The following is a 24,085-nucleotide window of genomic DNA, read 5'->3' as shown; positions in this document are numbered from 1 at the left end:
CGGATCCCGGGCGGGCTGCGCGTGATGGTCCTGCAAGAGCGGCGCAATGGAAAAACGGCTTGAAACCATTCTTTCCCTGGCCCTGCCGTATCGCGAGCGCATGCACCTGCAGCGCAGCGTGTTCCGCGGCGGCGACGGCCCGCGCGTGGCGGTCGTGGCGGGCATCCACGGTGACGAACTCGAGGGCCTGTACCTGTGCCACCGGCTCGCCGCGTGGTTCGAGGCGCTCGGGCGCACCCGCCCCGACGCCCTGCTCGGGCAGGTCGAGCTCTACCCCGGGCTGAATCCGCTCGGCCTCGATACCCTGAACCGCAGCGTGCCACCCTACGGGGTCGACCTCAACCGCGCGTTTCCCGGCCATCCGCGCGGCCTGCTGCCGCAGCGGATCGCGGCGCGGGCGATGGAGGTCCTCGACGGCGCCGCGCTGGTCGTCGACGTGCACGCGAGCAACATCTACCTGCGCGAGATCCCGCAGGTGCGCATCAACCACCTGTTCGCCGACCGCCTGGTGCCGCTCGCGCACGGCATGAACGTCGACGTCGTCTGGCTGCACGGCGCGGTGACGGTGCTCGAAGCCACCATCGCGCACAGCCTGAACGCGCGCGGCATCGCCAGCCTGGTGGTGGAGATGGGCGTCGGCATGCGCCTGACGCCGGCCTACACCGAGCAGCTGATGACGGGCCTGCTGAACGTCTGGCGCGACCTCGGCGTGCTCGCGGCCGATCTCGAACTGCCGGCGATCACGCACCGGCCGCTGCTCGCGCACCAGGACAACGTCCACTACCTGAACGCCGAGACCTCGGGCCTGTTCGTGCCGACGGTGGCGCACTGGAACGCCGTGCGCCGCGGCGAGCCGCTCGGGCGCATCGTCAGCCCGCTCGAAGGCCAGACGCTGTCCGAGGTGCGCTCGCCGGTCGACGGCCTCCTGTTCACGCTGCGCGAGTACCCGCTGGTGTACGAAGGCTCGCTGATGGCACGCGTGGTCGCGCAGGACACCCCCGCCGGAGCCCGGCCATGACGACCCCGACCCTGCTGCAGATGACCGCCCCGCTGCGCGAGGCCTTCGACATCCCCTACCACGACCTCGGCCCGCGCGACCGTCCGCCGCGCGTCGCCCTGGTGGCCGGGCTGCACGGCAACGAGCTGAACGGCGTGTTCGTGCTGTCGCGGCTCGCGGCCTTCCTGCGCGACCTCGCCGACGGCCTGCGCCCCGGGCAGACGCTGGAGGAGCGCGTGCTGGTGATCCCGGCGGTGAACGTGCTCGGCGTGAACCTGCACTCGCGGGTGTGGCCGTTCGACAAGATCGACATCAACCGCGTGTTCCCCGGGCTCGAGGGCGGCGAGACCACCCAGCGCATCGCCGCGGCGCTGCTCAAGCTCACCCGCAGCGCCTACTACCGCGTCGACATCCACAGCTCCAACCCGGACATCGAGGAGCTCCCGCACGTGCGCCTGTACGAGCCGAACGACGACGAGCGCGCGAGCGCCTGCCTGTTCGGCCTGCCGGCGGTGATCGAGCGCCCGCTCAACCGCATCTTCTCGACCACGCTCGCCCATGCCTGGCGCGCCCACGGCGGCGAGAACTTCGTGCTGCAGGCGGGCAAGGCCGGCGACCTGCAGCCGCGCCACTGCGAGGAGCTGTTCCGCGCGCTGGTGGCCTTCCTGCAGCGCAGCGGCGTGATCGGCGGGCTCGAACTCTCCGACGAGGAGGAGGACCTGCACTACTTCGGCCTGCGCCAGACCTACGCGCTGCTGTCGGAGCAGGCCGGTTTCTTCGTCTGCCGGCTCGAGGTCGGACGCTGGGTGCAGGCCGGGCAGCTGGTCGGCCACATCTACGACGGTTTCACCGGCGACATCCGCGCCGACGTGATCACGCCGGTCGCCGGCCTGGTCAGCAGCCTGCGCCGGCAGCCGCTGCTGTTCGAAGGCGACATGATCATGCGCATCCAGACCCTCGACGAGTCGGGCAACGACGTCGAGGCGATGATGCACGGCCAGGGCCAGTGAGCCCGCTGCTTCCCGGAGGTTCCGCGATGGACGACGCCACCCGCATCGAACTCGAAGCCGCCACCTTCCGCCGCCTGGTGGCGCACCTGCGCGAACGTACCGACGTGCAGAACATCGACCTGATGAACCTCGCCGGCTTCTGCCGCAACTGCCTGTCGAAGTGGTACCGCGCCGCCGCCGAGGAGCGCGGGCTCGGCCTGGACGACGCGACCGCGCGCGAGATCATCTACGGCATGCCCTACGCTGAGTGGAAGGACCGCTACCAGCGCGAGGCCAGCGCCGAGCAGCAGGCGGCCTTCGTCGAGGCGATCCGCAAGCCCGACGCCTGAGGCGGGGTGACCGCGGGCGCCGGGCAGGGGGCCGCGGCGTGCAATCAGCGCAAGGGGAGATGACCGATGAAGACGAGGTTCGAATGGCTGGCCGCGGCGGGGCTGGCGTGCGCGTTGCTCGTGGCGGGCCCGGTGCGCGCCGCCGAGCCGCTCGTGGTGACCGGCAAGCACTGGACCAGCGCCAGCACCGAGCAGAAGAAGGCCTTCCTGATCGGTGCCGTGTCGGTGGTGAACGTCGAGCACGAGTTCCAGGGCGACAAGCTGCCGAAGAGCCGCAAGAGCGCGATCCCGACGCTGTACAAGGGGCTCGCGGGGATGACCTTCCCGCAGCTCGAACAGGCGATCGACGCCTACTACGCCGGCAAGCCGGACGCGCTCGGCACGCCCGTGCTGCACGTGATGTGGGACATCGCCCTGGCCAACACCAAGGCCCAGTGAGGGGACGCACCATGAAGAACCTGACGCTTTGCGGCGTGCTGGCCGTGGCGCTGACCGGCACCGCGTGCACCAACATGAGTTCGACCCAGCAGGGCACCCTGAGCGGCGCGGCGATCGGGGCCGCGGGCGGCGCCGGGATCGCGGCGCTGTCGGGCGGCGACGCCGGCACCGGCGCGGTGATCGGCGGCCTGGTCGGCGGCACCGTCGGCTACATGCGGGGACAGGATGCGTCGAAGAAGCGCTGACGGCGGCCTGCGCCGACCGAGGTGCCGCCGATGGTGATCCCGCCGGCCACGGTCCGCATCGCCGGTGCGGCGGTGCTGCTGCTGATCGTCGGCGGCTGCTACCTGGTGCTCGCGCCGTTCCTGAGCGCGGTGGTGTGGGCGCTGATCCTGGCGGTGTCGCTGCAGCCGCTGATGGTCCGGCTGCTGCGCCACGGCCACCTCGGCCCCGGGACGGCGGCGGCCTTGATCACCCTGCTGTGCACCGCGGTGCTGCTGCTGCCGGTGATCATGCTGCTGCCGAGCCTGTCCGAGCTGACGGTGTGGCTGTTCAACCGCATCGGCGACATCATCGACCAGGGCCTGCCCTCGGTACCGGCGTGGCTGCGCGACGTGCCGCTGTTCGGCGACGATCTGGTCGGCTACTGGCAGCGCTTCGAGCATGACGGCTCGCAGCTCGTGGCCGAGCTGCGCAAGTACATGGTGCCCTTGCGCGACTTCCTGCTCGCTGCCGGCGCCGGCCTCGGCCGGGGCCTGCTCGAACTCGCGCTGAGCCTCGGCATCCTCTACTTCATGCTGCGCGACGGCCCGCGCTGGGCCGCCAGGCTGTACGCCGTGGCCGGGCACCTGATCGGCGTGCGTGGCGGCGCGCTGCTGGAGGTGGCGCGGCAGACCATCCGCGGCGTGGTCAACGGCATCCTCGGCACCTCGCTCGCGCAGGCGCTGCTCGCCGGCGTCGGCTTCTGGGTCGCCGGGGTCGACAACGCGCTGTTCCTCGGCTTCCTGACCTTCTTCCTGTCCTTCGTGCCGATGGGCCCGGCACTGCTGTGGGTGCCGGCCGCAATCGGCCTGTACCGCGCCGGCGACACGGGCTGGGCGGCGTTCCTCGCCGTCTGGGGTGCCCTGGTCGTCGGCACCGTCGACAACATCCTGCGTCCGCTGCTGATGCAGCGCGGCATGGACCTGCCGTTCCTGTTCATCTTCCTCGGCGTGCTCGGCGGTGCGCTCGCCTTCGGGCTGACCGGTGTGTTCATCGGCCCGACCCTGCTCGCGGTCGGCTACACGCTGCTGCGCGGCCTGACCGAGACGCCGCCCGCGGCGGCGGCCGGCGGCGAAGGGCCGGCGCCGCGCTGAAGGCGCGCGGTGCCCTGCCGGCCCGCCCTCTGTCAACTATGCTTGCCGCCGGGAGCCTGGTGGGCGCCCGGCCGGCTTGTCTCGGGGAGCGCTTTCGGGGAAAGTTTCGCCGCCCGTGCGGTCGGGGGCAAAACCCCCGAGAAAACCACACCCTACGCATCCGTGCGGGACCACCAGGAACGTCAGGCCGCCTTACCCGTGGCGGTTCCATCGAGGAGAAAACGCACATGATGATTTCTCGCAACGCTCTCGGCGTCGCCGTCGCTCTCGCGCTGTTCGGCGCCGCCGCGCACGCGGCCGATACCGTGAAGATCGCCATCGCCGGCCCCAAGACCGGCCCGGTGGCGCAGTACGGCGACATGCAGTTCATCGGCGCACGCATGGCGATCGAGCGCATCAACGCCGCCGGCGGCGTCGCCGGCATGAAGCTCGAAGGCGTGGAACTCGACGATGCCTGCGAACCGAAGCAGTCGCCGACCGTCGCCAACAAGGTCGTCGGCGAGAAGATCCACTTCGTCGTCGGCCACCTGTGCTCGGGCGCGACCAAGCCCGCCGCGAAGATCTACGACGACAACGACGTGCTGATGGTCACGCCGGCGGCGACCAACGACGAGATCACCGCGATGGGGCTGAAGCTCGTGTTCCGCACCATCGGCAAGGACAGCCAGCAGGGGCCGACCGCGGGCAACTTCATCGCCGACAAGATCAAGCCCAAGCTCATCGCGGTGATCCACGACAAGCAGTCCTACGGCCAGGGCATCGCCGAGCAGGTGCGCAAGACCGTCGAGGCCAAGGGCATCAAGGTCGCGATGTTCGAGGGCATCAACAAGGGTGACACCGACTTCTCGGCGCTGATCACCAAGCTGAAGCAGGCCGGCGTGGACTTCGTCTACTACGGCGGCTACCACCCCGAGCTGATCGTGCTGCTGAAGCAGGCCAGGGAGCAGAACCTCGGTGCCCGCTGGATGGGCCCGGAAGGTGTCGCGGTGTCCGACGTCAAGGGCGAGGCGGCCGAAGGGCTGCTGGTCACGCTGCCGACCGATTTCTCCACCGACCCCGCCAACGCCGAGCTGGTGAAGGCGTTCAAGGCCAAGAACGAGGACCCGAGCGGCCCGTTCGTGCTGACCTCCTACGCGGCGGTGCAGGTGATCGCCGACGCGGTCAACGCCACCAAGGCCACCGACGCGACCAAGGTCGGCGACTACCTGCGCAAGGCGACGTTCAAGACCCCGATCGGCGAGATCGGCTTCGACGACAAGGGTGACCTCAAGGGCGCCAAGTTCGAAGTCTACGAGTGGCACAAGGACGCCACCAAGACGCCCGCGAAGTAAGGAACCGGCGGGCCCGCGCGGCCCGCCATCGACAGGTTCGATGCCCCTGTTTCCGGCGGAGACGGGGGCGTTCCTTATCGACGTGGGGTCCGTCCATGAACGAATTTCTGCCTCAGTTCCTGCAGCAGCTCATCAACGGCCTGAGCCTGGGCTCGATCTACGCGCTGATCGCCATCGGCTACACGATGGTGTACGGCATCATCGGCATGATCAATTTCGCCCACGGCGAGGTGTTCATGATCGGCGCCTACGTGGGCCTGGTCACGCTGACCGCGATCGGCGCGGCCGCCGGCCTGCCGGTGTGGCTGCTGGTCGTCATCGCCGTGCTGGTCAGCGTGCTCGTCACCAGCGCCTACGGCTGGGCCATCGAGCGCGTGGCCTACCGGCCGCTGCGCGGCAGCCCGCGCCTGGTGCCGCTGATCTCGGCGATCGGCATGTCGATCTTCCTGCAGAACTACGTCCACCTCGCCCAGGGCTCGCGCGACATGCCGATGCCCGACCTGATCACCGGCTACCTGTTCCAGCACGAATTCGCCAACGGCTTCACCGTCAGCATGTCGAACTCGCGCGCGCTGATCATCTTCGTGGCGATCGCGCTGATGGTGGCGCTGACGCTCTACATCGGCCGCTCGCGCATGGGCCGCGCCTGCCGCGCCTGCTCGCAGGACATGGGCATGGCGAACCTGCTCGGCATCGACACCAACCGCGTCATCTCCTTCACCTTCGTGCTCGGCGCGGCGCTCGCCGCCGTCGGCGGCGTGCTGATCGGGCTGTCGGTGGGCAAGATCAACCCGTTCATCGGCTTCGTCGTCGGCGTCAAGGCCTTCACCGCCGCGGTGCTCGGCGGCATCGGCAGCATCCCCGGGGCGATGCTCGGCGGCGCGCTGCTCGGCATCACCGAGACCTTCGCCTCCGCCTACCTGCCCACCGAGTACAAGGACGTGGTCGCGTTCAGCCTGCTGGTGCTGATCCTGCTGTTCCGCCCGACCGGGCTGCTCGGCCGACCGGACGTGGAGAAGGTGTGATGAGTCGACCCAACGCAATCAAGAATGCTTCCCTCGCCGCGCTGGTCACGGCGGTGCTGACGATCCCGATGCTGGGGCTGCGCCTGCAGCCGGGCGGCGGCCTCGAACACGACTGGCTGCTGGTGCTGTTCGCCTGCGCCGCGGTGTTCGCCGTGCAGCTCACCGGCGACCGCCTCGGCTTCCTGGCGCGGCTGAAGCCCACGTTCCGCCTGCCCGCGGTGGTCGGCGAGGGCGGTCCCTGGCCCTACGTGATCGCCCTGCTGGTGGCGCTGGCCTGGCCCTTCGTCGCTCCGCGCGACTGGCTCGACGTCAGCGTGCTGGCGATGATCTACGTGCTGCTCGGCCTCGGCCTGAACATCGTCGTCGGCTTCGCCGGCCTGCTCGATCTCGGCTACGTCGCCTTCTACGCGGTCGGCGCCTACACCTACGCGCTGCTGTCGCTGTACTTCGGCTTCTCGTTCTGGGAGTGCCTGCTGATCGGCGGCGGGCTCGCCGCGACCTTCGGCGTGCTGCTCGGCTTCCCGGTGCTGCGCCTGCGCGGCGACTACCTCGCCATCGTCACGCTCGGCTTCGGCGAGATCATCCGCCTGATCCTGAACAACTGGGACAGCCTCACGCACGGCCCCGACGGCATCAACAACATCCCCAAGCCGACGCTGCTCGGTTTCGAGATCACCAAGCGCGCGAGCAGCGAGGGGGCGCGCACGCTGTGGGAGGCGCTGGGCATCACCTACAACAGCGCCTACCAGGGCATGGCGCTGTACCTGATCGTGCTGCTGCTGGTGGTGTTCACGCTGTTCGTGATCAACCGCCTGGTGCGGATGCCGGTGGGGCGCGCCTGGGAGGCGCTGCGCGAGGACGAGATCGCCTGCCGCTCGCTCGGCCTCAACCCGACCACCGTCAAGCTCTCGGCGTTCGCGCTCGGTGCCTTCTTCGCCGGCATCGGCGGCGTGTTCTTCGCCGCCAAGCAGGGCTCGATCACCCCCGAATCCTTCGTCTTCGTGGAATCGGCGGTGGTGCTCGCCATCGTCGTGCTCGGTGGCATGGGCTCGCAGTTCGGCGTGATCCTCGCCGCGCTCGCGCTGACCATCATCCCCGAGCTCGCGCGCGAGTTCTCCGAGTACCGCATGCTGGTGTTCGGGCTGGTGATGGTGCTGATGATGATCTGGCGCCCGCAGGGCCTGCTGCCGGCCAGCCGTCCGCGTCTGGAGCTGCCGCAATGAGCACCCTGCTGGAGGTTTCCGGGCTGCAGATGCGCTTCGGCGGGCTGCTCGCGGTCGACGGCATCGAGTTCCACGTCGACGCCGGCGAGGTGTTCGCGATCATCGGCCCCAACGGTGCCGGCAAGACCACGGTGTTCAACTGCGTCAGCGGCTTCTACCGGCCCTCGGCCGGGCGCATCGACCTCGACGGCCAGGCGATCGCCGGGCTGCCCGGGCATGTGATCGCGCGGCGCGGGGTGGTGCGCACGTTCCAGAACATCCGCCTGTTCCGCAGCATGACGGTGGTCGAGAACCTGCTGGTGGCCCAGCACGCGCACCTCGAAACCAACCTGCTCAAGGGCCTGTTCAAGGTGCCGTCGTTCCGCCAGGCCGAGCGCCGGGCGATGGAGCAGGCTGCCTACTGGCTCGACAAGGTCGGGCTGCGCGCGCACGCCAACCGCGAGGCGGGCAACCTCTCGTACGGCCAGCAGCGGCGCCTGGAGATCGCCCGCTGCATGATCACCGAGCCGAAGCTCCTGCTGCTCGACGAGCCCGCCGCCGGCCTCAACCCGCACGAGACGCACGAACTCGACGACCTGATCCGCGACCTGCGCAAGCAGCACGGCGTGTCGGTGCTGCTGATCGAACACGACATGTCGCTGGTGATGGCGATCGCCGACCGCATCCTGGTGATGGAGCACGGCCGGCCCATCGTCACCGGCGTGCCGGCCGAGGTGCGCGCCGATCCGCGCGTGATCAAGGCCTACCTGGGAGAAGAGTGATGGCCGAGCCGATGCTGCAAGTGGAGAACGTCCACACCTTCTACGGCAAGATCGAGGCGCTCAAGGGGGTTTCGCTCGAGGTCAACCGCGGCGAGATCGTCACGCTGATCGGCGCCAACGGCGCCGGCAAGACCACGCTCCTGATGACGCTCTGCGGCACGCCGCGCGCGGCGAGCGGGCACATCCGCTTCGAGGGGCGCGACATCACGCAACTGCCGACGCACGAGATCATGCGCGATGGCATCGCCGTCTCGCCCGAGGGGCGGCGCATCTTCCCCGGTCTGACCGTGCTCGAGAACCTGCAGATGGGCGGCTTCTTCGCCGACAAGGCGCAGATCGAGGAGGACGTCGAGCGCGTGTTCTCGCTGTTCCCGCGCCTGCGCGAGCGCCACAGCCAGCGCGCCGGCACCATGTCGGGCGGTGAGCAGCAGATGCTCGCGATCGGTCGCGCGCTGATGATGCGCCCGCGCCTGCTGCTGCTCGACGAGCCTTCGCTCGGCCTCGCGCCGCTGATCATCGCGCAGATCTTCCAGATCGTGGAGGAGATCCGCGCCGAGGGGGTGACCGTGTTCCTGGTCGAGCAGAACGCGCACCGCGCGCTCGCGCTCGCCGATCGCGGCTACGTGATCGAGAACGGCAGCATCGTGCTCGCCGACAGCGGCCAGGCGCTGCTCGCCAACGCCGACGTGCGCAAGGCCTATCTCGGCGGCTGACACGCCAGGGGGCGGGGGCGGCGCGACACTGCGCGCCCCTGTTGAAAACGCTGGCTTGTCGGTGCGCAGGCGGAAAACCAGGCCGTGCGCCGACATCCATGCGATGTTCCTCCCCGATCCTTCTCTTGGTGATTGCTTTCAGGCCGGGAAACCTTCCCCGGCCTTTTTTTTGCCGCGCGCGGGGGCGGGGCCGGCGCGGCCGTGCCGGCGCTGGCCGCCGTCCGGTGCACGCACCATAATCGCGGCTCCTCGCAGCCGCAGAAGGGGCGCCCCGCGCCGACACCCGTGCAGCCGAACCCGTTCGTGACGCCCGAAGTGCCCGAGCCGCCGCGCCGTCCGCGCGGCATCTACCTGCTCCCCAACCTGTTCACCACCGCCGCGCTGTTCGCCGGCTTCTACGGCGTGATCGCGGCGATCCACGGCCGCTTCGAGGCCGCCGCGGTCGCCGTCTACGTCGCGATGGTGCTCGACGGCCTCGACGGGCGCGTCGCGCGCATGACGCACACCGAGAGCGAGTTCGGCGTGCAGTACGACAGCCTCGCCGACATGGTGTCGTTCGGCGTCGCGCCGGCGCTGATCATGTACCAGTGGGCGCTGTCGGGGCTCGGCAAGCTCGGCTGGTTCGCGGCCTTCGTCTACACCGCCGGCGCGGCGCTGCGCCTGGCGCGCTTCAACGTGCAGGTCGGCAGCACCGACAAGCGCTACTTCATGGGGCTGCCGAGCCCGTCGGCCGCCGCGGTCACCACCGGGCTGGTCTGGGTCGGCGCCGACCAGGGCTGGACGGGGTCCGACTGGGCGAGCGTCGCCTTCGTGCTGACCACGCTCGCCGGGCTGCTGATGGTCAGCAACTTCCTGTTCCACAGCTTCAAGAAGATCGACCTGAAGGGGAAGGTGCCGTTCGTCGTCGTGGTGGTCGCGATGCTCGCCTTCGCGCTCGTCTACAGCCAGCCGCCGGTGATCCTGTTCGTCGGCTTCCTGGTCTACGTCGCCTCGGGGCCGACGCTCGCGGTGCTGCGCTGGCGCCAGCGCCGCCGCCGCCGCCAGGAAGGCGGCGCACGCCCGTGAGCGGGGCGCGGCGGTGCGCTTGGCAAGCCCCGGGGCGCTCTCTATAGTCCTGCGCAGCGCGGCCGACGCAACGCCGCGAGCATGCTGCGACCGGCACCGTGAGGGCCGGTCGCGACGTTTCAGGCGGCCACCGTCGCCCTGCACGCCCAGCCCGGCCCCGGCAGCACCGGGCCTTCCGGAGTCGCACCATGAGCAAGCCCCAGTTGATCGTCTTCGACACCACGCTGCGCGACGGTGAACAGAGCCCCGGCGCGTCGATGACGCGCGAAGAGAAGATCCGCATCGCCAAGGTCCTCGAGAAGATGCGCGTCGACGTCATCGAGGCCGGCTTCCCGATGGCGAGCCAGGGCGATTTCGAGGCCGTGCAGGCGGTCGCGCGCACGGTGAAGGAGTCGACCGTCGCCGGCCTGTGCCGCGCGACCTTCGCCGACATCGACCGCTGCGGCGAGGCGGTGCGCGACGCGGTGTCGGGGCGCATCCACACCTTCATCGCCACCAGCCCGATCCACATGAAGATGAAGCTGCGCATGGAGCCCGACGCCGTCGTCGAGGCCGCCGTCGCGGCGGTGCGGCGCGCCCGACAGTGGACCGACGACGTCGAGTTCTCCGCCGAGGACGCCGGGCGCTCCGAGCTCGACTTCCTCTGCCGCATCGTCGAGGCGGTCATCGACGCCGGCGCGCGCACCATCAACATCCCCGACACCGTCGGCTACAACCTCCCCGAGCAGTTCGCCGCCACCATCCGCGCGCTGCGCGAGCGCGTGCCGAACGCCGACAAGGCGGTGTTCTCGGTGCACTGCCACAACGACCTCGGGCTTGCCGTCGCCAACTCGCTCGCCGCGGTGCTGGCGGGCGCACGCCAGGTCGAGTGCACCGTCAACGGCCTCGGCGAGCGCGCCGGCAACGCCTCGCTCGAAGAGATCGTGATGGCGGTGCGCACGCGCCAGGACGTCTTCCCCTGCGACACCCGCATCGACACCACGCAGATCGTCAGCGCGTCGCGGCTGGTGTCGGGCATCACCGGCTTCCCGGTGCAGCCGAACAAGGCCATCGTCGGCGCCAACGCCTTCGCCCACGAGTCCGGCATCCACCAGGACGGCGTGCTCAAGCACCGCGAGACCTACGAGATCATGCGCGCCGAGGACGTCGGCTGGAGCGCCAACCGCATGGTGCTCGGCAAGCACTCCGGGCGTAACGCCTTCAAGACGCGGATGGAGGAGCTCGGCATCGCCTTCGCGTCCGACGCCGAGCTGAACACCGCCTTCACGCGTTTCAAGGAACTCGCCGACAAGAAGCACGAGATCTTCGACGAGGACCTGCAGGCGCTGGTCACCGAGGCGAGCCTCGAAGCCGGCAACGACCGCGTCCGCCTGCTCTACCTCAAGACCGCGTCGGAAACCGGGCAGACGCCGGACGCCGAGGTCACGCTCGCCATCGACGGTGCCGAGCGCCAGGCGCGCGCGCGCGGCGACGGTCCGGTCGATGCCGCGTTCAAGGCGATCGAGAGCCTCCTGGCGACCGGCGCCGAGCTGAAGCTGTACTCGGTCAACGCGATCACCGGCGGCACCGACGCACAGGGCGAGGTCACCGTGCGCGTCGAGAAGGCCGGGCGCATCGTCAACGGCCAGGGCGCCGACACCGACATCGTCATCGCCTCGGCGAAGGCCTACGTCAACGCCCTCGGCAAGATCCTGCAGCCGGTCGAGCGCGCCCACCCGCAGTTCAACGACGCCCAGTACGGTGACGTCTAGTCCGCACCCGCCGCGGCGCGGCGCAGGGCGCGGCTGATGTCCGAGCACCACCGCCGCTACCTCGCCGCCCTCGGCATCCCGCTGTGGCTGCAGCGCGATCCGCCCGCGCTGGTGGCGACCGACGCGGTCGTGCCGGCGCCACCGGCCGGGATCCTGCCGGCCGCCGACGCACCCGCGCAGGCGCCCGCGCCGGTACCGGCACCGCAAGTGGTCGATGAGCCCATGACGGCCGCGCCGGTGGACGTCCCCGCGGCCACGGAGATCCCGGACGACTGGGCGCTGTGGGCCGAACTCGCGCCCGACGAGGCCCCCGCGCCCGAGGTCGAGCCGGCGGCCTCCGCCGCCGCGCCGCCGCCGCGCGCCGCGCGGATCGCCGCGCTGGACTGGGACGGGCTGGCCGCCGCGGTGCGCGGCTGCGAGGCCTGCGAGCTGTGCCGCACGCGCACCCAGACGGTGTTCGGCGTCGGCAACCGGCGGGCGCGCTGGATGGTGATCGGCGAGGCGCCGGGCGCCGACGAGGACCGCCAGGGCGAGCCCTTCGTCGGCCAGGCCGGGCAGCTGCTGAACGCGATGCTGCGGGCGATCGGGCTCGCGCGCGAGGAGGTTTTCATCGCCAACGTGCTGAAGTGCCGCCCGCCGAACAACCGCGATCCCAGCCCGGCCGAGGCCGCCGCCTGCCGGCCCTTCCTCGAACGCCAGATCGAGCTGGTCGCCCCCGAGCTGATCCTGGCCGTCGGCCGCATCAGCGCCCAGCACCTGCTCGCCACCGACGTGCCCGTCGGCAGGCTGCGCGGTCGCGTGCACCGCTACGGCGCGCGCGGCATTCCGCTGGTCGTCACCTACCACCCCGCCTATCTGCTGCGCGCGCCGCTCGAAAAGCGCAAGGCCTGGGACGACCTCGAACTCGCGTGCGCGCAGTTGCGCCCGGTGGAGGGCCGGGCATGAGCGCCGCCGCCGAGCCGCGCGTGCGTGCGCGCCCGATGCGCCAGGACGACGTGCCCGCGGTGATGGCGATCGAACTCGCCGCCTACCCGTTCCCGTGGACCGCGGGCATCTTCCGCGACTGCCTGAAGAGCGGCTACCACGGCCTGGTGCTCGAACGCGGACAGCAGCTGATCGGCTACGCGATGCTCTCGGTCGCGGTGGATGAGGGACACCTGCTCAACCTCTGCATCGACCCCGCGCAGCAGGGTTGCGGCCACGGCCGCCACCTGCTCGGCGAGGCCATCGTGCTGGCGCGCAGGTTCGGCGTCGAGACGCTGTTCCTCGAAGTGCGCCCGTCGAACCCGCACGCGATCGCGCTGTACCGCTCGGTCGGCTTCTGCGAGGTCGGCGTGCGGCGCGGCTACTACCCGGCGGCGCGCGGCCGCGAAGACGCCCTGGTGATGGCGCTGACCCTGCTGCCCGAGGACGGCGGGTTCAGGCCTTGACCAGCGAGCGCGATCCGCCGCCACCGCCGTAGCTGGCGCGGGCGTTCTGGCCGTAGAGGCAGGTGCTGGTGTCCTGCCCGCGCAGGATCGCGAGCGCGCGCTCGGCGTTGCTGCGGCTCGCGCTGATCACGGCGCCGTTGACGGTGTTCTGCTGCCAGGCGCGCTCGGCCACCGCGGTGAGGTCGGACCACACCGCGTGCAGGCGGAAGCGCCCCTCGGTGCCGTTTGCGGCGATCGCCGCCTGCAGGCCGGCGGCGTCGGCGCCGAAGCCGCCCTCGACGAGGAAGCGCAGGCGCTCCCCGGCGATTTCCTGCAGGCGTTCGGTGCACGCCGACTTGGCGTCGACCAGCGCCTGCAGCGCCGCCGGGTCGCGCGCGCGCAGCGCCGTATACTCGTGCTGCAGCAGGTCGAGCAGTTCGCGTGTGACGGCGAGTTCGCGTTCCATCAGGCTGAGCAGCATGGCCGACCTCACGGGCGCGACAGTTCGGATTCGAAGTCGAGCAGCCTGCCGGCCAGCCGGCGGCTGTCGATGTGGTACTCGCCGCTCGCGATCGCCTTGCGCAGGGCGTCGACGCGGGCGGCGTCGAAGGCCGGTTCCTGCGTGAGCGCGGCCTGGGCGTCGCGCAGGCGCTGCGCCTCGGCGGTCAGGCTGACCTCGTCGGTCGCGGCGGTGGCGGCATCCGGGGTGGCGCTGCCACCTGCCGGCTGCAGCCGGCTCACCGCGGCGGGGCCGCGCAGCGGGGGCGGCCCGCCGTCACCACCCACGTTGTTGATCGCCATCGGTATCGTCCTCGCGAGCATCACGGCTTCAGTATACCGATGGCTATCGGCCGCTCCCGCCGGAACTTTAGCCGCACGTGCACGACGCCCGCTCAGTCGACGACGAGGCGCCGGCCGGCCTCGAGGCGACCTTCGACCTCACGGCCGGAATCCAGATTGCGCGCCCGCAGGCGCTCGCCCGGGCGCGCGTCGGCGCTGGCGATGCCGATGCTGCTCACCTCCATGCCGGGGGTGCGCAACAGCACGGTGATGCGCTCGCCGCGGCGTACCGCGGCGGCATCGGCGAGCGCGAGCGGCGCGATCACCGCGCCGGCGGCGAGCGGGGAGAGCAGCTGGCGCCCGACCACGCGCCGCGGATCGGTCTCGAAGCCGCCGCCGAGGCGGGCGATGTCGCTGCGCTGCAGGCGTACGTCGCCGGCCGCCAGCCATTCGCCGCGGCGCAGCGGGCGGGTCGCCACCACCACCTCGCGCGCCACCATGACCGTCGCCCCGAGCACGAGCTTCCAGCCCGGCGGCTGCGGGCAGCGCAGGCCGACCGAGGTGTTGCCCTGCGCGCGCGCGCCCGGCGGCAGGAAGGCTTCGGGGGGCACCGGGCAGTCGGGCAGGCGCAGCCGCGGATCGAGCTCGTCGACCTCGATGCGGACCGCGTCGTGCGGCGGCGCCTGCTGCGCGAGCAGGAAGGCCCGCGCCCGTTCGTGCAGCTCGGCGAGATCCTGCCCGGCCCGCGCGGCGGGGGCGCAGGCGAGGAGGGCGGTGAGTGCGCACCAGGCGGGCGCGCGCGGGCGTCGGGATGTCGTCATGCCGACAGCGGCAGCAAGAGCCACGCCACGCCCGCCGCGCCCGCCCGGGGCGGCACTGGCACATCGCTTGCTCGTACCCTCTCGTGCCGACCCGTGTGTCGGAAAACCGGCGCCCAGCCGCGCGAGGGGGAAGCCGCATGGCCATCGATTTCGACCGCACCCTCCAGGTGCACGTGCAGGCGGTGCAGCTGCGCGCCCGCCGGGCCGAGCTGATCGCCGGCAACCTCGCCAACGCCGATACGCCCAACTACCTCGCGCGCGATCTGGATTTCGGCGCGGCGATGGCGACCGCACAGGGCCGCGGGCAGCTCACCACCAGCGCCGAGGGCCACCTCGCCAGCGGCCGCCGCGCCGACGGCGTGGCGCTCTACCGCGAGCCCACGCAGCGCAGCATCGACGGCAACACGGTCGAGCCCGAGCGCGAGAAGGCGCTGTTCTCGCAGAACGCGGTGGCCTACACGGCGAGCCTGCGCCTGCTCGGCAACCGCGTGCAGAGCCTCCTCAACGCGATCCGCGGAGAGTGACCATGTCCTTGTTCAAGGTCTTCGACATCGCCGGTTCGGCGCTGCACGCGCAGAGCGTGCGGCTCAACACCACCGCCAGCAACCTGGCCAACGCCGACAGCGTGGCGAGCAGCGTCGCCGCCACCTACCGCGCGCGCCAGCCGGTGTTCCAGACGCTGTTCGACGATGCCGGCGAGGCCGCCGGCGTCGGCGTGGCCGACATCGTCGAGAGCCAGACGCCGCTCGCGCGCGAGTACCGCCCCGGCCACCCGCTCGCCGACCGTGACGGCTACGTGTTCGTACCCAACGTCAACCCGGTCGAGGAGCTCGCCAACATGATCTCGGCCTCGCGCGCCTACCAGACCAACGTCGAGGTCGCCGAGGCGTCCAAGCAGATGCTGCTGCGCACGCTCGCGCTCGGCGAATAGAGGAGAAGGCGATGGGCACGACGATCGACGATTCCCTGTACCAGCGCCTCAACGCGGGCCTGAACGCCAAGAGCGAGGCCGCGCGCACCTCGACCGGGCTCGACCAGAACGCCTTCCTGACGATGATGATCGCGCAGATGAAGAACCAGGACCCGACCAAGCCGATGGACGCCGGCGAGTACCTCGGGCAGCTCGCGCAGTTCAGCACCGTCACCGGCATCCAGGAGCTGCAGCAGACCGTCAAGGATCTGACGCAGTCGCTGCAGACCTCGCAGGCGATCGCCGGCTCGGAGCTGGTCGGACGCTACGTGCGGGTGTCCGGCGATACCGGCTACCTCGGCAGCAACGCCCCGCTGACCGCCATCGCCCACCTCGACCGCAACGCCAGCGGGCTGACCGCGCAGGTGCTCGATGCGAGCGGCCGCGCGGTGCGCACGCTCGCCCTCGGCACCCAGGCCGCCGGTGACCTCGGCGTGGCGTGGGACGGCAAGGACAATGCCGGGGTGGCGCAGGCGCCCGGCGCCTACCGCCTGAAGGTCGAGGGCAGCGTCGACGGCAAGCGCATGAGCTTCGGCACTTCGGTGCTGCTGCCGGTGACCAGCATCAGCCGCGGCGACGCCACCACCGGCATGACCGCCAACCTGGCCGGCGGCGGCTCCGTCGCCGTCGACGCCATCGAACAGATCTACTGAGCCGCCGCAGGAGGCCGCCATGTCCTTTCGTACCGCCCTGACCGGTCTGAACGCCGCCACCAGCGATCTCGCGGTGGTCGCCAACAACATCGCCAACAACAACACCACCGGCTTCAAGTCGTCGCGGGCCGAGTTCTCCGACATCTTCTCGACCAGCTCGCTCGGCACCGCCACCCGCCGCACCATCGGCAGCGGCGTGCAGCTCGCCGCGGTCACGCAGCAGTTCAAGCAGGGCAACATCAACGGCACCGGCAACCCGCTCGACATCGCCATCGACGGCGAGGGCTTCTTCAAGCTGACCGACCAGCGCGGCAGCGTCTCCTACACCCGCGCCGGCAGCTTCGGCATCGACCGCGACGGCTTCGTGGTCAGCAACATCGGCCAGAAGCTGCAGGCCTTCCCGCTCGACGCCAACGACCAGCCCTTCGGCTCGCCGACCGATCTCAAGCTGACCACCAACGACATCGACCCCAAGGCCACCACCAAGGTCGAGTACGGCATCAACCTCGATGCCGCGGCGACCGCGATCGACGCCTCGATCTTCCCGTTCGATCCGGCCAACCCGAGCACCTACAACTACACCACCTCGCTGGCGGTCTACGACAGCCTCGGCGCCAGCCACACGTTGTCGGTGTTCTTCGTCAAGAACCCGCTCGCCAGCGGCGCCACCAGCAGCAGCTGGACCGTCTACGGCACCCTCGACGGCACCGACGAGAACCTGGTGCATTTCGGCACCGCCCTGACCGATCCGAATGCGTCGTCGCTGAGCTTCGACGACAAGGGCCGGCTGCTGTCGCCGCTGACGCCGCTCGACGTCACCATCGACCTGCAGGGCGTGGCCACCGCGATCGGCCAGCCCACCAGCGCGACGCAGCCGCTGGCGATGAAGCTCGACTTCACCGCCGCGACGCAGTTCGGCGGCCAGTCGAGCACCAACAACCTGGTCCAGGACGGCTACGCCTCGGGCACGCTGGTGGGGGTCAACGTCGCCGACAACGGCGTGATGTTCGGCCGCTACACCAACGGCCAGTCGAAGGCGCTCGGCCAGCTCGCGCTGCACCACTTCCGCAACCAGGGCGGCCTGGCGCCGGTCGGTGACACCGCCTGGGCCGAGACCTTCGCTTCCGGGCCGGCGGTGGCCGGCGTGCCGGGTTCGGCGCGGCTCGGGCTGATCCGCTCGGGCGCGCTCGAGGGCTCCAACGTCGAGCTGACCGAGCAGCTCGTCAACATGATCAACGCGCAGCGCAACTTCCAGGCGAACGCCCAGGTGATCAGCACCTCGGATTCGCTGACGCAGACGCTGCTGCAGATCCGCTGAGGCGCGCCCGCCGCGCCGGCGGGGCGCGGGGCGCCGGAGGTCGACCATGGACCGCATGCTCTACGTTGCGATGGCCGGTGCGCGGCAGACGCTGACCGCGCAGACGATGAACAGCCACAACCTGGCCAACGCCAGCACCACGGGCTTCCGCCAGGACCTCGCCGCGGCGCGCAGCGTCCCGGTGTTCGCCGCCGAGGGGCTGCCGAGCCGCGTGTACGCGCTCGCCGAGCGCGCCGGCATCGACCAGCGCCCCGGGCCGATCACCACCACCGGCCGCGACCTCGACGTCGCGCTCGCCACCGAGGGCTTCCTCGCGGTGCGCGACGCCGCCGGCAACGAGGCCTACACCCGCGCCGGCGACCTCAAGCTCGACGTCAACGGCCAGCTCACCACCGGCGCCGGTCACCCGGTGCTCGGCGATGCCGGCCCGATCGCCATCCCGCCGGCCGAGGCGATCGAAGTCGCCGCCGACGGCACGGTGTCGATCCGCCCGCTCGGGCAGAGCGCCGCGACCCTCGCGGTGATCGACCGCATCCGCCTGGTCCGCCCCGACCCGGCGCGCCTGTACAAGGGCAACGACGGCCTGCTGCACCTCGACGCCGGCGTGACCGCCGCGCCCGACGCCGGCGTGCGCCTCGCCTCCGGTGCGCTCGAAGGCGCCAACGTCAATGTGCCGGCCGCGCTGGTGCAGATGATCGACCTCGCGCGCCAGTACGAAACCCAGGTCAAGCTGATGTCGGCCGCCGCCGACAACGAACGCGCCACCGACCGCCTGATCGGCCTCAGCTAGGAGCAGCCCCGCGATGAACCCCGCACTCTGGGTGGCCAAGACCGGCCTCGATGCGCAGCAGACGCGCATGGACGTGATCGCCAACAACCTCGCCAACGTCAACACCACCGGCTTCAAGAAGAGCCGGCCGATGTTCGAGGACCTGCTGTACCAGAACGTGCGCCAGGTCGGCGCGCAGACCTCGCAGAACACCACGCTGCCGTCGGGGCTGATGCTCGGCACCGGGGTGCGCGTGGTGGCGACCGAGAAGCTGTTCACCCAGGGCAACGTGATCCAGACCGGCAACGCGCTCGACGTCGCCATCAACGGCCGCGGCTTCTTCCAGATCAGCCTGCCCGACGGCACCATCGCCTACACCCGCGACGGCAGCTTCCAGATCAACGACCAGGGCCAGATCGTCACCAGCGAGGGCTACGCGCTCGAACCGGCGATCACCATCCCGCCCAACGTGCTCAGCGTCAGCGTCGCCAGCGACGGCGTGGTCAGCGTCACCGAGAGCGGCACCGCCACGCCGACGCAGATCGGCAACATCCAGCTCGCCGACTTCATCAACCCCACCGGGCTGCAGCCGATCGGCGAGAACCTGTTCCTGGAGTCGGGCGCGAGCGGCGCGCCGCAGGTCGGCGATCCGCGCACCAACGGCATGGGCGCGCTCAGCCAGGGCATGCTGGAGAGTTCGAACGTCAACGTCGCCGAGGAACTGGTGAACATGATCGAGACCCAGCGCGCCTTCGAGGTCAACTCCAAGGCGATCCAGACCACCGACCAGATGCTCCAGTACCTCAACAACAACACCTGAGGCGCGTGCCGATGAAAGCCTGGCCGGTCCTCGGTGCCGCGCTGCTCGCCGGTTGCGAGGGCCTCCCCAACAACCACACCTTCAGCCCGGTGGCGCCGACGGTGATGGGCACGCTGCCGGTCGCAGCGGTGCCGGCGCGGCCGACCGGGGCGATCTACCCTTACGGCCGCGACCTGCGCCTGTTCGAGTCGCGCACCGCGCGGCGGGTCGGCGACATCATCACGATCCGCCTCGCCGAGCGTACCAATGCCTCGAAGAAGGCCAACACCAGCGTCGACAAGGACGGCAAGAACGAACTCGACGTGCCGGTGCTGTTCGGCAACAGCGTCAGCGACCTCGAAATGGACCTGGAACAGAAGCGCAGCTTCGACGGCAAGGGCAGCAGCGACCAGTCCAACAGCATCACCGGCACGCTGTCGGCGGTGGTGATCGGCGTCTACCCCAACGGCAACCTCGCCATCCACGGCGAGAAGCAGTTGACGCTGAACCAGGGCGAGGAGGTGGTGCAGATCCAGGGCGTGGTGCGCCCCGACGACATCGCCGCCGACAACTCGGTGGCCTCGGGCCAGGTCGCCGACGCCCAGATCACCTACGCCGGCCGCGGCGCGCTCGCCGACAGCAACGCGATGGGCTGGGCGAGCCGCTTCTTCAACAGCCCCTACTGGCCGTTCTGAACCGCGCGACGGCCGGCCGGATGTTCTGGCCCCGGTCAGGTGGAGTGACGCTGCAGACGCGCCTGTCCAGGTGAGGCGGGCGCATCCACCCGGCAGATCGACGCGTTTCTCCGCCGCCTGCACGCGTGTGGAAGCCTCGTACAACCGTGTACTCGCCACGTACACGCGTGTACGTGGCTTTTTTGCGCGTGTACGAACGAAGTTTTCGCGATTCCCAGGCGCGTACACGCGTGTCGGAAGCCGGAAGTCGCGTGTGCTTGCTTCGCACAAGCGATTTCAAGGCATGTACACGCGCTGTTTTGCTTCGTACACGTGTGTACGAAGGAAGGAGGCGGACGACGCGGGTGGGGAGGAGGATGTCCAAGGTCCGACTATGGGTTGCCATCGTCGCAGGAGAGCCATTGTTCCGGCGAAACCGGAGGAGTCCGGCAGAGAACAAAGAGGTGCACCCTTGTCGACACCGCCTGCTCCCGTAGGGCGAAGCAGTACTGGCAAATGCGGTCCGCATAAAATTTCTCATGAGTCGATAACAGGTTGAATATGAAGTATTTTTATGTGAATCGGGTCAGGTGTTAGGCGGACGGATCGCCGCACCATTTTTTATTGCGGCGATCCGTCCGCCTAACGCACGAAAAATTCCCGGGCAGCCTTGCCAACCGACTGATCGACCGCTATTTTTCGGTGAATTTCCCGCGACCGCGGGCGTGTTTAGGCGGCCGGCAGGTCGCCTACTTATAGTTAGCATTCATAAGGAGGAGTTCGTGGCATTCATCACTCGTCAGTGGCTCCAAGGTCGTACTTCGAGGAACCGAGGGCATTGTCCGGTAAAGGTAGAAATAAAAACAGATCGATCAACCGGTGCATGGTCGAAGGAGAACGAAGTAGTCCTCGATCTTTATGCGCGTACTAGGGACGAAGAAAGCTTTGAGGTGCAAAGCTATCAAGCGATCTATTTGAGAAGCGACGAAGTAGGCTATTTAGCAAACTCACTTGTTCAAGCATCTGATGCTCCGACGAAGATGGATCTTGCGGTTACTATTCTGGCCGATCTATCGGATTCAGAACTGGTCGCAACCATGTCTCGTGCTCTTATTAAACGAGAGAAGAGGTGAATGCTAACCAGTTGTTGCAGCGGACGCCTTCGCGCTGCGCGCTGCGGCGCCGCTGAACAGCGCATTAGGCCTCACATCATTCGATCGCATTGGCGATCTTCGTTAGCCAGAGGAGTCATCATGACCAAGCCAGTTCCACCATACCTTGCCGAAGATTCAGAGGCAGCCGACCTCATCAATCAATATCTTTCTCATGTACCTGATTGGGATGGCAAGGTGGCCTTCTCAAACTTCATTGAAGCAGTTGTCGGGCCGGCGCTAGTCGGACTTCTCATCGCCGCACTGGGCTCCTGGCTTTTCAGTATCGATCGGACGCAACAAGTGTTTGTCTTCTGTGCCATCGCTGTGTCCTACGCGATTGGTCAAATGAATTCAGGAACAAACACACCTCAGCATCATATTGCATTGGCTCTAAAGGCGCTGGTTGTTGCGGTTTATAGAAGACGCTAGCAAAGCTAACCTGCATGACAGCATCTGACCAGCGTGGACTGCCGTGATTCCACCCCCTCTCGGACGCCCCCTGAAGAAAGCCGTGTGAGGCCTAACATCTCGTATATGGACTCCTCCGTAAATCAAGACAGATCGTGTTTTTGACTTTCCGGGGCGCATCACCTGCAGTCGACTATCCGGCATCTGTGGTGGGTTCTGAATGACCCGTGCCGACATGGCATCTGCCCGCGATGCACCAATCGTTACAAGCGGCTGCTGGAGAGCCGGAAGCGTTATCGGCGTCAATTCGCGTGGGTGTGACCCGGTTTGCCATGATGAGCGATCCGTCTCGGCGCAAGGGTGAGGAGAAAGGGTGAATCGATCAGGCAGCGATGGCGAAGGCGGTGCATTCGAGCTTCTTGTTCGGGCGCGGTTGCGGATGGCCATAAGCGACGTGGTCGCGCAGGACCGCATAGCCGATGCGGGCACGTTTGTTGGCCAGCGCGCAGGCGGCCTTGTTGTGATGGGTGCGGCGCTGCACCTCGGTCGCCCAGGTGCGCAGTCCATCCAGGGGTCGACCCGCGTTGCGGGCCAGCGCCGCTGCACGCTGAACCGCCCCGGGTTCTGCAGAGATTCGTTCGTTTAAGTCAGACGGGCGCGGCCTGACCAGCGCGTTGACCTCGTCGCTCTGCTCATGACGCTATCCTCGTCAACGTCTGGAGCCTCCATGATTCCCGGGGCAATCCAGCCCCGGTTCGCCGTGAGCCTCGGGCCTGGCGCAGCGCGTTTTGATGGCTACGCAAACCCGAGGCTCAACAGCGGCTTGGCATCATCCTCTCTCACTCGCTTCCGCCGCTGGCGGGTCGCCCCATGCCTCCCCGTCGGAGCGGCCCGCTGATCCGGTGAGCGCGCGTGTCGGGCCTCAGCGGCTGCGCACCACCTGGTAGGGGCGGCGCACGTAGCCGACCGGCACGCTCCAGATGTGCACCAGGCGCGAGAACGGGAACAGCAGGAAGATCGTCATCCCGAGCAGCAGGTGCAGCTTGAAGATGAAGCCCTGGTCGGCGACCACCGCGGCGGCCTCGATGCCGTCGAAGGTGACGATGTTCTGCGCCCAGGCCATCAGCTTCAGCATGTTGCCGCCGTCGAGGTGGAACAGCGACACCGGGATGGTGAGCAGGCCGAGGGTGAGCTGCGCGTACAGCGCGAGCAGGATGACGATGTCCATCGTGCTCGAGTTGGCGCGCACGCGCGGGTCGGTGAGCCGCCGCCGCACCAGGAAGGTGAGGCCGATGAAGGCCGCCACGCCGGCGATGCCGCCGATGACGATGGCGATCACCTGCTTGGCGCCGGCGGAGATGCCGAGCGCGTGGAACACCGCGGGCGGCGTCAGCAGGCCGAAGAAGTGACCGACGAAGATCACCAGCACGCCGACGTGGAACAGGTTGCTGGCGCGGCGGAAGCCCCGGCTAGACAGCATCTGGCTCGAATGGGCTTTCCAGGTGTACTGGTCGCGCTCGAAGCGCACCAGGCTGCCGATCAGGAACACGGTGCCGGCGATGTAGGGATAGACGCCGAACAGCAGATCGTTGAGGTATGACATCGTGCGAGTCCTCCGCTCAGTGGGGGGTGTTCGGAGCCGGTCGCGGCATCCGCTGCAGCGGTTGCGCCGCCCGGCCGGCGCCGGTGGACGGGCAGCCGCCGCCTTGCTGCGGGGCGAGGAAGGTGACCGCTTCTTCCTCCCAGAGCTTGTCCATGTCGACGATGGCCGGGTCGGGGCCCTCGCTCGCCGCCTGCGCGCGGATCGCGGCGAGCGTGGCGGGCGCGCCGGCGATGGCGCCGAGCGCGTCGAACAGCACGTGGTAGTCGCTGCCGCGCTCGGCGAGGCGTGCGCCGAGCAGCGCCAGGGTCTCGCCGGCATCGCCGAGCAGCGCCCGCGCCTCGGCGGCCGGGCGCTGCGACAGGAACTCCAGCAGCAGCGGCAGGTAGTCGGGCAGCTCGCGCGCGGCGAGCTCGAAGCCCGCGCGCCGGTACAGCTCCAGCAGCTCGACCATCGCCGCGCCGCGCTCGCGCGACTCGCCGTGGACGTGCTCGAACAGGTGCAGGCTGAGCGCGCGGCCGCGGTCGAACAGCGCCACGTACTGCTCCTGCAGCGTCAGGAGCTCGCTGCGCTCGAGCCGGTCGACCAGGGCGAGCAGCGCCTCGCGCTCGCGCCGCGGCAGCGCGCGCTCGGCGGCGATGGCCTCGGTGAGCTCGGGCAGCGCCGCGATCAGCTCCGGCTGCGGGTAGCAGAGCAGGGCGGAGACGACTTTCAGGATCCTCATCGCCGCGC

General features: G+C 69.3%; 30 protein-coding genes. 24 read left to right on the top strand and 6 right to left on the bottom strand.

Features of this window, described 5'->3' with window-relative positions:
- The first annotated feature begins 46 nt into the window (after nt 1-46).
- The 15 genes from EV699_RS11225 (at nt 47) to rimI (ending at nt 13,428) form a co-directional block, all read left to right on the top strand.
- On the top strand, nt 47-1,018 hold the full coding sequence (locus EV699_RS11225; protein ID WP_132542695.1) for a M14 family metallopeptidase: 972 nt from the start codon (nt 47-49) through the stop codon (nt 1,016-1,018).
- Nucleotides 1,015-2,007: a M14 family metallopeptidase gene (locus EV699_RS11220; RefSeq protein ID WP_132542693.1), complete on the top strand. Its 993-nt coding sequence runs from the start codon at nt 1,015-1,017 to the stop codon at nt 2,005-2,007. The genes EV699_RS11225 and EV699_RS11220 overlap by 4 nt, the downstream gene beginning before the upstream one ends.
- A 26-nt stretch (nt 2,008-2,033) precedes the next feature.
- Nucleotides 2,034-2,336: a DUF1244 domain-containing protein gene (locus EV699_RS11215; protein ID WP_132542691.1), complete on the top strand. Its 303-nt coding sequence runs from the start codon at nt 2,034-2,036 to the stop codon at nt 2,334-2,336.
- Between the two features lie 66 nt (nt 2,337-2,402).
- Complete coding sequence (locus EV699_RS11210; protein ID WP_132542689.1) at nt 2,403-2,774, top strand: hypothetical protein; 372 nt, start codon at nt 2,403-2,405, stop codon at nt 2,772-2,774.
- An 11-nt stretch (nt 2,775-2,785) separates the two neighbouring features.
- Nucleotides 2,786-3,019, top strand: a complete 234-nt coding sequence (locus EV699_RS11205; RefSeq protein ID WP_132542687.1) for a YMGG-like glycine zipper-containing protein — start codon at nt 2,786-2,788, stop codon at nt 3,017-3,019.
- Nucleotides 3,020-3,049: 30 nt separating this feature from the next.
- On the top strand, nt 3,050-4,129 hold the full coding sequence (locus EV699_RS11200; RefSeq protein ID WP_132542685.1) for an AI-2E family transporter: 1,080 nt from the start codon (nt 3,050-3,052) through the stop codon (nt 4,127-4,129).
- Nucleotides 4,130-4,356: 227 nt separating this feature from the next.
- A complete protein-coding gene (locus EV699_RS11195; protein WP_132542683.1) occupies nt 4,357-5,460 on the top strand; it encodes a high-affinity branched-chain amino acid ABC transporter substrate-binding protein in 1,104 nt (367 codons plus the stop codon).
- Between the two features lie 95 nt (nt 5,461-5,555).
- Complete coding sequence (gene livH / locus EV699_RS11190; RefSeq protein WP_132542681.1) at nt 5,556-6,485, top strand: high-affinity branched-chain amino acid ABC transporter permease LivH; 930 nt, start codon at nt 5,556-5,558, stop codon at nt 6,483-6,485.
- Nucleotides 6,485-7,708 carry a high-affinity branched-chain amino acid ABC transporter permease LivM gene (gene livM, locus EV699_RS11185; protein WP_132542679.1) on the top strand — a complete coding sequence of 408 codons (1,224 nt, stop codon included), beginning with the start codon at nt 6,485-6,487 and terminating at the stop codon, nt 7,706-7,708. The genes livH and livM overlap by 1 nt, the downstream gene beginning before the upstream one ends.
- Complete coding sequence (gene livG, locus EV699_RS11180) at nt 7,705-8,469, top strand: high-affinity branched-chain amino acid ABC transporter ATP-binding protein LivG (protein ID WP_132542677.1); 765 nt, start codon at nt 7,705-7,707, stop codon at nt 8,467-8,469. The genes livM and livG overlap by 4 nt, the downstream gene beginning before the upstream one ends.
- 11 nt (nt 8,470-8,480) lie before the next feature.
- On the top strand, nt 8,481-9,182 hold the full coding sequence (locus tag EV699_RS11175; protein WP_165904110.1) for an ABC transporter ATP-binding protein: 702 nt from the start codon (nt 8,481-8,483) through the stop codon (nt 9,180-9,182).
- A gap of 303 nt (nt 9,183-9,485) precedes the next feature.
- Entirely contained in the window at nt 9,486-10,247 is a 762-nt protein-coding gene (gene pssA / locus EV699_RS11170) for a CDP-diacylglycerol--serine O-phosphatidyltransferase (RefSeq protein ID WP_132542673.1), read from the top strand.
- A 188-nt stretch (nt 10,248-10,435) separates the two neighbouring features.
- Nucleotides 10,436-11,998, top strand: coding sequence for a 2-isopropylmalate synthase (locus EV699_RS11165; RefSeq protein ID WP_132542671.1), 1,563 nt, complete (start codon nt 10,436-10,438; stop codon nt 11,996-11,998).
- A gap of 36 nt (nt 11,999-12,034) precedes the next feature.
- Nucleotides 12,035-12,943, top strand: a complete 909-nt coding sequence (locus tag EV699_RS11160) for a uracil-DNA glycosylase (RefSeq protein WP_132542669.1) — start codon at nt 12,035-12,037, stop codon at nt 12,941-12,943.
- Nucleotides 12,940-13,428, top strand: a complete 489-nt coding sequence (gene rimI / locus EV699_RS11155; protein WP_132542667.1) for a ribosomal protein S18-alanine N-acetyltransferase — start codon at nt 12,940-12,942, stop codon at nt 13,426-13,428. Before EV699_RS11160 ends, rimI begins: the two co-directional genes overlap by 4 nt.
- Here the strand turns inward: rimI and EV699_RS11150 are convergent.
- The 3 genes from EV699_RS11150 to flgA all read right to left on the bottom strand — a co-directional run bounded on the left by EV699_RS11150 (nt 13,418) and on the right by flgA (nt 15,008).
- Complete coding sequence (locus tag EV699_RS11150) at nt 13,418-13,888, bottom strand: flagella synthesis protein FlgN (RefSeq protein WP_132542665.1); 471 nt, start codon at nt 13,886-13,888, stop codon at nt 13,418-13,420. The genes rimI and EV699_RS11150 overlap by 11 nt on opposite strands.
- An 8-nt stretch (nt 13,889-13,896) precedes the next feature.
- Nucleotides 13,897-14,208, bottom strand: coding sequence for a flagellar biosynthesis anti-sigma factor FlgM (gene flgM, locus EV699_RS11145; protein ID WP_165904100.1), 312 nt, complete (start codon nt 14,206-14,208; stop codon nt 13,897-13,899).
- A gap of 92 nt (nt 14,209-14,300) precedes the next feature.
- Nucleotides 14,301-15,008 carry a flagellar basal body P-ring formation chaperone FlgA gene (gene flgA, locus EV699_RS11140; protein ID WP_132542661.1) on the bottom strand — a complete coding sequence of 236 codons (708 nt, stop codon included), beginning with the start codon at nt 15,006-15,008 and terminating at the stop codon, nt 14,301-14,303.
- A gap of 137 nt (nt 15,009-15,145) precedes the next feature.
- On the opposite strand from flgA, the gene flgB reads away from it, so the two are divergent.
- From flgB to EV699_RS11095, 9 genes are all read left to right on the top strand, one after another.
- Complete coding sequence (gene flgB / locus EV699_RS11135) at nt 15,146-15,532, top strand: flagellar basal body rod protein FlgB (protein ID WP_132542659.1); 387 nt, start codon at nt 15,146-15,148, stop codon at nt 15,530-15,532.
- Between the two features lie 2 nt (nt 15,533-15,534).
- Nucleotides 15,535-15,939, top strand: coding sequence for a flagellar basal body rod protein FlgC (gene flgC / locus EV699_RS11130; protein WP_132542657.1), 405 nt, complete (start codon nt 15,535-15,537; stop codon nt 15,937-15,939).
- A gap of 11 nt (nt 15,940-15,950) precedes the next feature.
- On the top strand, nt 15,951-16,631 hold the full coding sequence (locus tag EV699_RS11125) for a flagellar hook assembly protein FlgD (RefSeq protein ID WP_132542655.1): 681 nt from the start codon (nt 15,951-15,953) through the stop codon (nt 16,629-16,631).
- 19 nt (nt 16,632-16,650) lie between these two features.
- On the top strand, nt 16,651-17,949 hold the full coding sequence (gene flgE, locus EV699_RS11120) for a flagellar hook protein FlgE (RefSeq protein ID WP_132542653.1): 1,299 nt from the start codon (nt 16,651-16,653) through the stop codon (nt 17,947-17,949).
- Between the two features lie 46 nt (nt 17,950-17,995).
- Complete coding sequence (locus tag EV699_RS11115; protein WP_132542651.1) at nt 17,996-18,739, top strand: flagellar basal body rod protein FlgF; 744 nt, start codon at nt 17,996-17,998, stop codon at nt 18,737-18,739.
- A gap of 13 nt (nt 18,740-18,752) precedes the next feature.
- Nucleotides 18,753-19,538, top strand: a complete 786-nt coding sequence (gene flgG, locus EV699_RS11110; RefSeq protein ID WP_132542649.1) for a flagellar basal-body rod protein FlgG — start codon at nt 18,753-18,755, stop codon at nt 19,536-19,538.
- 11 nt (nt 19,539-19,549) lie between these two features.
- Nucleotides 19,550-20,212: a flagellar basal body L-ring protein FlgH gene (flgH, locus tag EV699_RS11105; protein ID WP_132542647.1), complete on the top strand. Its 663-nt coding sequence runs from the start codon at nt 19,550-19,552 to the stop codon at nt 20,210-20,212.
- A gap of 761 nt (nt 20,213-20,973) precedes the next feature.
- On the top strand, nt 20,974-21,324 hold the full coding sequence (locus EV699_RS11100; protein WP_132542645.1) for a hypothetical protein: 351 nt from the start codon (nt 20,974-20,976) through the stop codon (nt 21,322-21,324).
- Between the two features lie 120 nt (nt 21,325-21,444).
- Nucleotides 21,445-21,774: a hypothetical protein gene (locus EV699_RS11095; RefSeq protein WP_132542643.1), complete on the top strand. Its 330-nt coding sequence runs from the start codon at nt 21,445-21,447 to the stop codon at nt 21,772-21,774.
- A 361-nt stretch (nt 21,775-22,135) separates the two neighbouring features.
- On the opposite strand, the gene EV699_RS11090 is transcribed toward EV699_RS11095, so the two are convergent.
- The 3 genes from EV699_RS11090 to narJ all read right to left on the bottom strand — a co-directional run bounded on the left by EV699_RS11090 (nt 22,136) and on the right by narJ (nt 24,077).
- Nucleotides 22,136-22,294, bottom strand: a complete 159-nt coding sequence (locus EV699_RS11090; protein ID WP_424450030.1) for a hypothetical protein — start codon at nt 22,292-22,294, stop codon at nt 22,136-22,138.
- A gap of 381 nt (nt 22,295-22,675) precedes the next feature.
- Entirely contained in the window at nt 22,676-23,356 is a 681-nt protein-coding gene (gene narI / locus EV699_RS11085; RefSeq protein WP_132542641.1) for a respiratory nitrate reductase subunit gamma, read from the bottom strand.
- Between the two features lie 16 nt (nt 23,357-23,372).
- Nucleotides 23,373-24,077 (bottom strand): nitrate reductase molybdenum cofactor assembly chaperone, encoded by a 705-nt coding sequence (narJ, locus tag EV699_RS11080; protein WP_132542639.1) that lies wholly within the window; start codon nt 24,075-24,077, stop codon nt 23,373-23,375.
- Nucleotides 24,078-24,085: the final 8 nt, after the last annotated feature.

Source organism: Plasticicumulans lactativorans (assembly GCF_004341245.1).
In the GTDB taxonomy this organism is placed as follows: Bacteria; Pseudomonadota; Gammaproteobacteria; order Competibacterales; family Competibacteraceae; genus Plasticicumulans_A; species Plasticicumulans_A lactativorans.
This window is presented reverse-complemented; position numbering and strand designations above follow the sequence as displayed.

Bases quoted from the DNA above. Each gene is read 5' to 3' on its own strand.
- EV699_RS11220 (WP_132542693.1), top strand. From the start codon at position 1,015: ATGACGACCCCGACCCTGCTGCAGATGACCGCCCCGCTGCGCGAGGCC.
- livM (WP_132542679.1), top strand. From the start codon at position 6,485: ATGAGTCGACCCAACGCAATCAAGAATGCTTCCCTCGCCGCGCTGGTC.
- EV699_RS11200 (WP_132542685.1), top strand. From the start codon at position 3,050: ATGGTGATCCCGCCGGCCACGGTCCGCATCGCCGGTGCGGCGGTGCTG.
- flgE (WP_132542653.1), top strand. From the start codon at position 16,651: ATGTCCTTTCGTACCGCCCTGACCGGTCTGAACGCCGCCACCAGCGAT.
- EV699_RS11205 (WP_132542687.1), top strand. From the start codon at position 2,786: ATGAAGAACCTGACGCTTTGCGGCGTGCTGGCCGTGGCGCTGACCGGC.
- EV699_RS11215 (WP_132542691.1), top strand. From the start codon at position 2,034: ATGGACGACGCCACCCGCATCGAACTCGAAGCCGCCACCTTCCGCCGC.
- EV699_RS11095 (WP_132542643.1), top strand. From the start codon at position 21,445: ATGACCAAGCCAGTTCCACCATACCTTGCCGAAGATTCAGAGGCAGCC.
- flgH (WP_132542647.1), top strand. From the start codon at position 19,550: ATGAAAGCCTGGCCGGTCCTCGGTGCCGCGCTGCTCGCCGGTTGCGAG.
- EV699_RS11175 (WP_165904110.1), top strand. From the start codon at position 8,481: ATGCTGCAAGTGGAGAACGTCCACACCTTCTACGGCAAGATCGAGGCG.
- rimI (WP_132542667.1), top strand. From the start codon at position 12,940: ATGAGCGCCGCCGCCGAGCCGCGCGTGCGTGCGCGCCCGATGCGCCAG.
- EV699_RS11210 (WP_132542689.1), top strand. From the start codon at position 2,403: ATGAAGACGAGGTTCGAATGGCTGGCCGCGGCGGGGCTGGCGTGCGCG.
- flgG (WP_132542649.1), top strand. From the start codon at position 18,753: ATGAACCCCGCACTCTGGGTGGCCAAGACCGGCCTCGATGCGCAGCAG.
- EV699_RS11150 (WP_132542665.1), bottom strand. From the start codon at position 13,888: ATGCTGCTCAGCCTGATGGAACGCGAACTCGCCGTCACACGCGAACTG.
- EV699_RS11115 (WP_132542651.1), top strand. From the start codon at position 17,996: ATGGACCGCATGCTCTACGTTGCGATGGCCGGTGCGCGGCAGACGCTG.
- livG (WP_132542677.1), top strand. From the start codon at position 7,705: ATGAGCACCCTGCTGGAGGTTTCCGGGCTGCAGATGCGCTTCGGCGGG.
- EV699_RS11195 (WP_132542683.1), top strand. From the start codon at position 4,357: ATGATGATTTCTCGCAACGCTCTCGGCGTCGCCGTCGCTCTCGCGCTG.
- EV699_RS11160 (WP_132542669.1), top strand. From the start codon at position 12,035: ATGTCCGAGCACCACCGCCGCTACCTCGCCGCCCTCGGCATCCCGCTG.
- livH (WP_132542681.1), top strand. From the start codon at position 5,556: ATGAACGAATTTCTGCCTCAGTTCCTGCAGCAGCTCATCAACGGCCTG.
- narI (WP_132542641.1), bottom strand. From the start codon at position 23,356: ATGTCATACCTCAACGATCTGCTGTTCGGCGTCTATCCCTACATCGCC.
- EV699_RS11125 (WP_132542655.1), top strand. From the start codon at position 15,951: ATGGGCACGACGATCGACGATTCCCTGTACCAGCGCCTCAACGCGGGC.
- EV699_RS11165 (WP_132542671.1), top strand. From the start codon at position 10,436: ATGAGCAAGCCCCAGTTGATCGTCTTCGACACCACGCTGCGCGACGGT.
- flgM (WP_165904100.1), bottom strand. From the start codon at position 14,208: ATGGCGATCAACAACGTGGGTGGTGACGGCGGGCCGCCCCCGCTGCGC.
- flgC (WP_132542657.1), top strand. From the start codon at position 15,535: ATGTCCTTGTTCAAGGTCTTCGACATCGCCGGTTCGGCGCTGCACGCG.
- narJ (WP_132542639.1), bottom strand. From the start codon at position 24,077: ATGAGGATCCTGAAAGTCGTCTCCGCCCTGCTCTGCTACCCGCAGCCG.
- flgA (WP_132542661.1), bottom strand. From the start codon at position 15,008: ATGACGACATCCCGACGCCCGCGCGCGCCCGCCTGGTGCGCACTCACC.
- EV699_RS11225 (WP_132542695.1), top strand. From the start codon at position 47: ATGGAAAAACGGCTTGAAACCATTCTTTCCCTGGCCCTGCCGTATCGC.
- flgB (WP_132542659.1), top strand. From the start codon at position 15,146: ATGGCCATCGATTTCGACCGCACCCTCCAGGTGCACGTGCAGGCGGTG.